Source organism: Bradyrhizobium sp. P2_E8 (assembly GCF_056403875.1).
Genome location: NZ_JBFUES010000512.1, coordinates 1 through 5,297, shown reverse-complemented (window position 1 = coordinate 5,297; position 5,297 = coordinate 1). Strand labels below are relative to the sequence as shown.

Annotated in this window: 5 protein-coding genes; all 5 read left to right on the top strand. The window is 66.3% G+C overall.

Features of this window, described 5'->3' with window-relative positions:
- Nucleotides 1–346: acyl-CoA dehydrogenase family protein (locus AC1D00_RS25105; RefSeq protein ID WP_477012497.1), on the top strand; the 346-nt coding region annotated here is incomplete at its 5' end.
- Nucleotides 343–1,506 (top strand): acyl-CoA dehydrogenase family protein, encoded by a 1,164-nt coding sequence (locus tag AC1D00_RS25100; protein ID WP_477012496.1) that lies wholly within the window; start codon nucleotides 343–345, stop codon nucleotides 1,504–1,506. The genes AC1D00_RS25105 and AC1D00_RS25100, both read left to right, overlap by 4 nt.
- Nucleotides 1,507–1,524: 18 nt before the next feature.
- Complete coding sequence (locus tag AC1D00_RS25095) at nucleotides 1,525–2,994, top strand: CoA-binding protein (RefSeq protein WP_477012495.1); 1,470 nt, start codon at nucleotides 1,525–1,527, stop codon at nucleotides 2,992–2,994.
- Entirely contained in the window at nucleotides 2,991–4,100 is a 1,110-nt protein-coding gene (locus AC1D00_RS25090; RefSeq protein WP_477012494.1) for an acyl-CoA dehydrogenase family protein, read from the top strand. The genes AC1D00_RS25095 and AC1D00_RS25090 overlap by 4 nt, the downstream gene beginning before the upstream one ends.
- A 14-nt stretch (nucleotides 4,101–4,114) precedes the next feature.
- Nucleotides 4,115–5,293: an acyl-CoA dehydrogenase family protein gene (locus AC1D00_RS25085; protein ID WP_477012493.1), complete on the top strand. Its 1,179-nt coding sequence runs from the start codon at nucleotides 4,115–4,117 to the stop codon at nucleotides 5,291–5,293.
- The last annotated feature ends 4 nt before the right edge of the window (nucleotides 5,294–5,297 follow it).

Sequence of the window (5,297 nt, the reverse complement as noted above, 5' to 3'; positions counted from 1 at the left end):
TGCGGCCCTGCACGCCGCGGGCGCAAGCGCCGTCAGGTTTGACGGCACGCCCATTCTGGCGTGGCATGACCCGATGCGTGCGGCGCGGGCGCTCGCCAGGATCAGGATCTATTACGCCTCGCTGATCTGGGGTGTGCTCTCCGATGCAGCCGGGTTTTCGCGCAGCTACGCGCTCGACCGTGTCGCGTTCGGCAAGCCGATTGCCCATCATCAGGCGCTCGCATTCCTGATCGTCGACATGTACGTCGCCGTCGCGCGGTTGGGGCTTCTGATCGAAGATGCGGCGATGGCAATCGATGCCGGCGCGGGACTTGCGGCGACAATCTCGGAGAGGATCGCCGCGTGAACCAATTCAGCGCCGCACTCAATGTGCATATCGAGCAGATCCGGGAGTGGGGGCAGCGCGAGGTACGGCCGGCCGGACTCGAGGCCGATCGCAACGGCGCGCCGTTGCCGCCCGATCATCCCTATTTCGCCGGGTATGTCGATTTCCGGAGGAGGCATCCCGGGCCGGTCGACGACGGCGCGGTGCCTGAAGGTCCCGCGGTCCGAATGGCCGCAATCAATGAGGAGAATGCCTATTGGGATCGCGGCATGGGTGTCGCCGCGCCAGGGCCGGGACTGCCGGCGCCGATCGTCACCGCCGCCGGCACGCCGGAGCAGCGCGAGCACTTCCTTGGGCCATTCCGCGGCAGTGAGATTCCGCGCTGGGGCAGCTTCGCGTTGACGGAACCAAGCGGAGGCTCGGACACGGCGGCGTTCCGCACCCGCGCGACGCGCACCGATCGCGGCTTTCTGCTCAACGGCGCCAAATGCTTCATCGGCAATGCAGTTCGCGCCGACTGGGTGCTGGTGCAGGCCAATCTCGATCCCGACAAGGGCCGCTCCGGGCAGCGGTCGTTTTTCGTCGAGCGTGGTAACCGCGGCATGACCGGGATCAAGGTCGAGAACAAGATGGGGCTCCGCGCCTATGAGTCGGTGTCGTTCATCCTCGAGGACTGCGAGGTCCCGCACGACAACATCCTGGGCGGCGAGCGGCCCGAACAGACGTCGAGGTCAAGCGCCTACGGCGCCACGATGGGAACGCTCAACACGACGCGTGTTGGCGTCGCGGCGAGCGCCGTTGGCCTGGCGCGCTCCGCTTATGACGAGGCGTTTAATTTCGCGAAGCAGTCAGGCGCGTTCAGGTCGATACGGGTGCGCGACCGGCTGGAGGCGATGCACCGGCAGCTTCGCGCGGCCTGGCTCATGACGCTTCGCGCGGCCTGGAAGGCTGACAACAGGATTCCCAACATTGTGGACGCTTCGATGGCCAAGGTGTTTGCCGCCGAGACCGCCCAGGATCTCGCCAGTGCCGGCATGGAGATCGTTGGGCTTGAGGCAGCTGCCGGTCATCACCTCGTCGAGAAGCTGTTTCGCGATGCGAAGGCGCTGAACATCGTCGAGGGCACCGGGCAGATCCAGCGCATCATCATGGCGAGACATCTCGTCGGACTGCCGCGCTGACGCGATCCGAGACATTGCATGGATAGTCCCTCGAACGAAATCCTCCACCCATCGGACGCGGCGTCGATCGCAGCCTTTCTTGCGCCCCGCTCGATCGCCGTCATCGGCGCCGCTCCCGCCGAACAGCGCTCGATCCGCGGCATGTTGCTGCGGGTGCTGCGCCGCGCCGGCTTCACCGGGCGAATTGCACCGGTCAATCCGAGTTACCGCGAGGTCAACGGCTTGCGCTGCTATCCCGCCATTGGCGCAGTCAAGTTCCCGATCGATCTCGCGATCATCGCCCTCCCGGCGGAGCTGGTCTGCGACGTCGTTGAGCAATGCGTCGCGGCCGGCGTTCGTGCGGCGATCGTCATTTCCTCGGGATTCGCCGAGGAAAGCGTTGCGAAGGCCGAACGTCAGTTGCGGTTGTCGGACATCGCGCGACGCACCGGAATCCGTATCTGCGGGCCGAATTGCGAGGGATTCTATAACGTCGCCGGATGCGTCGCCGCGACATTCAGCGCGGCAGCGGAGCCTTCGCTTTCGGGCTCGACGCGAAACGCGGCTGGCGGTCGCGTGGCGATCGTGGCGCAGAGCGGGGGGCTCGGCTTCTCGCTGTTCAGTCGCGGGCGCGCCGCCGGCCTCGAGATCGACCATGTCGTCACGACGGGTAATGAGTGCGATCTCACTGCGGTCGACTTCATCACGCATTTTGCAGGCGATCCCGGCTGTGCGGCCATCATCGCTTACCTTGAGGAGGTACGTGATTTCGAGCGGTTCGCGGCTGCGGCGGGCCGGGCGCAAGCGGCGGGCAAGCCGGTGATCGTGATCAAGATCGGCCGATCCGAAGCCGGCCGCCGCGCGGCTGTCGCGCACACCGCAAGCGATACGGGCGTGGCTACGGATTTTGACGCGATGTTCGCGGCTACCGGCGTGATCGCGGTCGCTGATCCGGATGATGCGGTCGCGGCTGCGCTTGGACGCCTGACCAACCCGGTCGCCGCCGGGCGTCGTGTCGGCATTGTCACGACAGCGGGGGGCGCCGGAACCGTCCTGAGCGAATGTCTCACGGAAGCCGGGTTCAGCGTTCCCGTACTGGATCAGAAGCTGCAGGCGCGGCTTCGACCGACGTTCCCCTCCTATGGCTCCGCCGCGAACCCGATCGATGTCACGGCGCAAGGCATTTTCACGGGCGGCGTTCTTCAATCGCTCGAGGTGCTGCTTGACGGCGAGGACGTCGACTCCGTCGTGCTGGCGCTGTCGCTGTCGAACGAACGCAGCATCTCGCTGGACGTGGCGGCGCTCAGCGCGCTCCGCGCGCGCCGATCGAAGCCCGTCCTGATCTACAGTTACACCCTGCTGTCACCCTTCGCGCGCGAAGCGCTCTCGACCGCGGGATTTGCGGTGTTCGAGCGGACGCGGGATCTTGTCGTCGCCATGCGCGCCCTGAGCGCAGTCGCCCACGACGACCGCGCGAGTGCATTCGACAGCGGAGCCATGGCATCATGATCAGCTTCGATGTCACTGACGAGCAAAGCCAGATTCGCGATATGCTCCTCGCGTTCGCGAAGAACGAGCTGGCGCCACGGGCACGGCAAGCCGACGAAACGTGCACTGCACCGGCCGAATTGCTCGACGAGGCGTGGTTCCTGGGGCTCGCTTCGCTTGCGATTCCGGAGGCCTATGGTGGCGGCGGTGCGCCGCGCTCGGCCCTGACCGGCGCGTTGATGCTGGAAGCGATGGGCTCCGGATGCGCCGGACTCGGCGGCACCGCCGCTGCATCGTCGCTGTTTGTCAACCCCCTGATCGACCTCGGGTCGGCAGAGCAGAAGAAACGTGAGCTGCCGAAATTCTGCGGCAATGCGCGTCGTGCGGCAACGCTTGCGCTGCACGAGGACTCGTTTGCGTTCGATCCGTCGCGGATCGCCACCCGCGCCGAACCGAGGGCGGACGGTTGGCGGATCACCGGCGTCAAGCGGCTGGTGCCACTCGGCGAGGAGGCTGAGGATATGCTCGTGCTCGCGCGGGCATCCGACGCGCCGGGCATTGACGGGATCAAGGCCTTCATCGTCCCTCCGCGTGCCCCAGGCGTCGCGATCACCCGCGAGAGCGGCACCATCGGGCTCACGCCGATGCGGTTTGCCCGGGTCGAGCTTGCCGGCGTTTCGCTTCCACCTGACGCGATCCTCGGCGAGGGCGATGGCGCGGATATCCGTCCCCTGCTGGCCAGCCTGCGCATTGGTGGTGCGGCGCTCGCCGTGGGGTTGGCGCGCGCGGTGACCGATTTCGCGATTCCGTACGCCAGGGAACGTGTCGCATTCGGTGAGCCGATCGCGAAGAAGCAGTCGATCGCCTTCATGTTGGCCGACATGCATATCGAGTGCGACGCCATGCGCTGGCTGATGTGGAAGGCGGCCGCCGCGTTCGATCGGGGAGCCGATGTTTCGAAGATGGCGATCCTTGCGCAGAACTACGTCAACCGCCGCGCGATCAGGATCGCCGATGACGGGCTGCAGATATTCGGAGGCCATGGCTACATCCGCGACCTTCCGCTCGAGATGTGGCTGCGCAACGCGCGGATGCTGACCATCCACGGCGCGCTCGCGGCGGCATGAAGGAGCAGAGCAGCATGGTGGATTTCGCGCTTTCCGACACCGATCTGGACATTCTTTCGGGAATAGCCGAGGAGGCAAAGGCCAGCGAGAAATACGCGCGCCACTACGACGCGCACGAGGACGAAATCCTGCCCAAGGCGTTTGCCGAGGCCGCGGCGTTCCCCTCGCTGCTCGAACGGATGCGGCGTCGCCCGAGTGACGACACGCCGTCCGTGGTCATGCAGATGCTGATCAGGATCGAGCGCGAGGCGCACAATGGCGTGCCGTTGCGCCAGGCGCCATCGGCGCTTGGGAATGCGGCGCTGGGCGCGGCCGGCACGCCCGCGCAGCAGAAGCGGTGGGGGCATCTGATGCTGGCGATGTCGATCACCGAGCCGGGTGCCGGATCCGATACCAAGGCGATCCAGACGACCGCCGTGCTCGACGGCGACGAGTGGGTGCTCAATGGCGACAAGATCTTCGTCACCAATGGCGTGCGGTGCCACGGCACGATCGTCTGGGCGACCGTCAGCAAGGCGGCCGGTCGCGGCGGCATCAAATCGTTCCTGGTGCTGAAGGGCACGCCCGGGTTCGAGCTGGTCCGCAAGGAAAAGAAACTCGGAATTCGCAGCAGCGATACCGCGGCCTACGCGTTTCGCGATTGCCGCATCCCGCGCGACCATCTGATCGGTGGCGACGAGCGCGTGCCGCAAAGCGCGGACGAGGGCTCCGCCTCCTACAAGGGGGTGCTCAAGACGTTCAACGTTACCCGTCCGACCGTCGCCGCGGGCGGCATCGGAAAGGCGCTCGGCGCTTTCCGGTATGCGCGGGATCGCCTGGCTGAGGAAGGGATCGCGGTCGATTGGGACAAGGGGCCGCACGATCGGACCTCCACGGAGCAGACGCTGCTGGAGTTCGAGGCCGACATCGAGGCCGCGACGCTGACGGTGCTGCGGGCAGCCTGGCTCGCGGCGCGCGGCGAGCCCAACAATCTTGAGGCATCAGTTGCAAAAGCGAAGGGCGGCGAGCTCTGTCGCAGCGGTCCGCAGCGCGCGATGGAACTGCTGGGCGCAATGAGCCTCAGCCACGATCATCCGGTCGAGCAATTCCTGCGCGATGGCCGCATCACCGACATCTATGAGGGCACCGGCCAGATCCAGCGGCTCGTCATCGCGCGCGCCATCCTCGGATATTCGTCGGCCGAGCTCAGTTGAAGGC

Bases quoted from the DNA above. Each gene is read 5' to 3' on its own strand.
- AC1D00_RS25095 (WP_477012495.1), top strand. From the start codon at position 1,525: ATGGATAGTCCCTCGAACGAAATCCTCCACCCATCGGACGCGGCGTCG.
- AC1D00_RS25090 (WP_477012494.1), top strand. From the start codon at position 2,991: ATGATCAGCTTCGATGTCACTGACGAGCAAAGCCAGATTCGCGATATG.
- AC1D00_RS25085 (WP_477012493.1), top strand. From the start codon at position 4,115: ATGGTGGATTTCGCGCTTTCCGACACCGATCTGGACATTCTTTCGGGA.